This is a genomic window from Pseudonocardia pini, from assembly GCF_013870575.1.
Lineage (GTDB): Bacteria > Actinomycetota > Actinomycetes > Mycobacteriales > Pseudonocardiaceae > Pseudonocardia > Pseudonocardia pini.
In genome coordinates, this window is record NZ_JACBXB010000582.1 from 1 (window position 1) to 3,623 (window position 3,623).

At 73.6% G+C, this 3,623-nt stretch carries 3 protein-coding genes; all 3 read left to right on the top strand.

The window, feature by feature from the left end:
• On the top strand, positions 1-2,505 hold the full coding sequence (locus H5J29_RS25160) for a glycine cleavage T C-terminal barrel domain-containing protein (protein WP_246394263.1): 2,505 nt from the start codon (positions 1-3) through the stop codon (positions 2,503-2,505).
• Positions 2,498-2,998, top strand: a complete 501-nt coding sequence (locus H5J29_RS25165) for a sarcosine oxidase subunit gamma (protein WP_181783501.1) — start codon at positions 2,498-2,500, stop codon at positions 2,996-2,998. The genes H5J29_RS25160 and H5J29_RS25165 overlap by 8 nt, the downstream gene beginning before the upstream one ends.
• On the top strand, positions 2,998-3,623 hold a 626-nt coding region (locus tag H5J29_RS25170; RefSeq protein WP_281376105.1), incomplete at its 3' end, for a serine dehydratase beta chain. The genes H5J29_RS25165 and H5J29_RS25170, both read left to right, overlap by 1 nt.

The following is a 3,623-nucleotide window of genomic DNA, read 5'->3' on the forward strand; positions in this document are numbered from 1 at the left end:
CTGCTGGGCACCGAGCGGATCTGTGGACGCAGCGCCGCCGACTTCGTGGCGGACACCCTCGCGGAGCTGCGCACGGACCCGGACGTGCGGATCCTGTCCCGCACCACCGCCTTCGGCCAGTACGACGACGGGTTCGTGCTGGCCCTGGAACGCCGCACCGACCACCTCCCGGAGGCGCCGCGGACCATCTCCCGCCAGCGGGTCTGGCGGATCCGCGCCGGGCACGTCGTCGTGGCGACGGGCGCGCACGAGCGGCCCATCGTGATCGAGGACAACGACCGCCCCGGCATCATGCTCGCCGCCTCCGCCCGGGACCTGCTACACCGGTACGGCGTGCTCGCGGGCCGTTCGGTGGTCGTCTTCACCAGCGACGACGCCGCGTACGACGCCGCCGCGGACCTCGCGGCCGCGGGCGCACAGGTCACCCTCCTCGATGCCCGCCCCACCCCTGCCGGCCCGCCCTTTGCCCTGCCCGCCGCGCTGCGGGTGGGTGAGCGCGCGACCCCACCCGCACCCGCACCCGAGCGGGCAGAGCAAAGCACCACCCCACCCGCACCCGAGCGGGCAGAGCAAAGCACCGCCCCACCCGCACCCGAGCAGGCAGAGCAAAGCACCGCCCCACCCGCACCCGAGCAGGCAGAGCAAAGCACCACCGCCGCCGCGCCCGCACCCGAGCGGGCAGAGCAAAGGTGTCGGGAAGCGGGGGTGGAGGTCCGGACCGGGGCCACCGTCGTCGGGACCCGGGGCGGCGCCGACGGCGTGCTCACCCACGCGATCACCCCCGAGGGCGACCTGCCCTGCGACCTCCTGCTGCTCTCGGGCGGGTGGAACCCCACCGCACACCTCTACTCGCACGTGCGCGGGAAGCTCGCCTACGACGCCGAGCTGGGCGCCTTCCGGCCCGGCGAGCCGGTCGAGGGCGTGACCGTCGTCGGGGCGGCGAACGGGACCTTCGACCTCGCGGGCTGCCTCGCCGAGGGGAAGGGCGAGACCCCCGAGCCCCGGCCGCGCACGAACGGCGTCATCTGGCGCACCCCGGGCGACGCCGCACGGCAGTTCGTCGACCTCCAGCGGGACTCCACGGTCGCGGACATCGCGCGCGCCGTCGGTGCGGGCCTGCGGAGCGTCGAGCACGTCAAGCGCTACACCACGATCGGCACCGCGCACGACCAGGGCAAGACCTCCGGGGTGATCGCCTCCGGCATCACCGCCGAGCTGCTGGGCGTGCCCGTCGAGAGCCTGGGCACCACCACGTTCCGTCCGCCGTACACACCGGTCGCCTTCGCCGCGCTGGCAGGGCGAGAGCGGGGAAGCCTGTTCGATCCCGAGCGGACGACCGCGCTGCACACCTGGCACGTCGAGCACGGGGCGGTGTTCGAGGACGTCGGGCAGTGGAAGCGGCCGCGGTACTACCCGCGACCCGGTGAGGACATGGAGGCCGCGGTCCTGCGCGAGTGTGCGGCGGCCCGCACGTCCGTCGGCATCCTCGACGGCTCCACGCTCGGCAAGATCGACGTCCGGGGCCCGGACGCCGGCGCGTTCCTCGACATGATCTACACGAACCTGATGTCGAGCCTGAAGCCCGGCAGGGTCCGCTACGGCGTGATGTGCGGCCTGGACGGCATGGTGATCGACGACGGCACGGTCCTGCGCGTCGATCCCGAGCGCTTCCTCGTCTACACCACCACCGGTGGCGCTGCGCCGATCCTCGACCACATGGAGGAGTGGCTGCAGACGGAGTGGCCGCACCTGCGCGTGCACCTCACGTCGGTGACCGAGCAGTGGGCGGTCTTCCCGGTGGTCGGGCCGCGGAGCAGGGACGTGATCGGCGCGTTCGCCCCGCACGTCGACGTCTCCACCGAGGCCTTCGGGTTCATGAGCTACCTCGACACCGAGCTCGACGGCGTCCCGGTCCGGTTGGCGCGCATCAGCTTCTCCGGCGAGCTGGCCTGGGAGGTGAGCGTGGACGGCTGGCACGCCCTCGCCGTCTGGCAGCGGCTGGTCGAGCTCGGCGCGCCGTACGGGATCACGCCCTACGGCACCGAGACGATGCATGTGCTGCGCGCCGAGAAGGGCTACCCGATCATCGGCCAGGACACCGACGGCACCGTCACCCCGCAGGACCTCGGGATGAGCTGGGCGGTGTCGAAGAAGAAGCCGGACTTCATCGGGAAGCGGTCGTTCACCCGGCCGTCCACCATGGACCCGCTGCGCAAGCAGCTCGTCGGGCTGCTGCCCGTCGACCCCGCGTACCGGTTGCCGGAGGGCTCCCAGATCGTGGAGCTGACCGACGCGCTGCCCGCTCCCCCGGTGCCGATGCTCGGGCACGTCACGTCGAGCTACCACAGCGCCGCGCTCGGCCGCACGTTCGCGCTCGCCCTGGTCAAGGGCGGGCACGCGCGGATCGGCGAGCGCCTGACCGTCCCGGTGGGCGGGGAGCTCGTGCCCGTCGAGGTGACCGGATCCGTGCTGTTCGACCCGGAGGGGACCCGCCGCGATGGCTGACCTGCTCACGCGCACCGGCACGCTCGCGGGCTGGGCGGGCCGGTTCGCCGCGCTCCCCGACTCGGTGAGCATCCTGTCCGAGCCGTTCCACGCCATGGTCGACGTCCGCGGCCAGACCGAGCTCGCCCCGAACAGCTGGGTCCAGGGCGACCAGGTCGACGCCGTGTGGCTCGGCCCCGACGAGACCCTCCTGACCAGCCCGTTCCGCTCCCCCGCCGAGCTCGCGGCCGAGACCGGCGGCACGGACGTCTCCGCGCAGCGCACCACGATCCGGCTCCGCGGCGCCCACGCCCGAGACGTCCTGGAGACCGGGTGCGCGATCGACCTGCACCCGCGCTCGTTCGGCGTGGGGTCGGCCGCGGTGACGATGCTGGGCCAGGCGAACGTCGTCCTGCTCTGCCTGGGCGAGAACGACTACCGGATCCTGGTGCGGTCCTCCTTCGCCGCCTACCTGGCGGAGTGGCTGATCGACGCGGCCTGCGAGTACACCTGATGACCGTCTCCGCGTTCGACCTGTTCAGCGTCGGGATCGGGCCGTCGAGCTCGCACACGGTGGGCCCGATGCGGGCCGCGCACCTGTTCGTCGCGCGGCTGGACCGGGAGGGGCTGCTCCCCCGGGTGACCCACGTGAAGGCCGAGCTGTTCGGGTCGCTGGGGGCGACCGGCAAGGGGCACGGGAGCGTCGGGGCGGTCGTGCGCGGGCTCGCGGGCGAGGAGCCGGAGACGGTCGACCCGCGGTCATCCACCGTGGACGACGTCTGGGCCACGGGCAGGCTGCGGCTCGCCGGGCGCCAGGAGATCGGCTTCGACGCGCAGGACGTCGTGCTGCACCGGCGGCGCACGCTCCCCTTCCACCCCAACGGGATGCGCTTCCGCGCGGCGGACGCGACCGGCACCGCCGTGCTCACCGCCGAGTACTTCTCGGTGGGCGGCGGCTTCGTGGTCGACGAGGCGCTGTGGCAGCCCCCGGTGGTCGCGGTCCCGCACCCGTTCTCCACCGGCGCCGAGCTGTTGGCCCGGTGCCGGGATACGGGGCTCTCGATCAGCGGGCTCATGCTGGCCAACGAGTGCGCCCACCGCGCGGAGGCCGACGTGCGTGCCGGCCTGCTCGCGCTGTG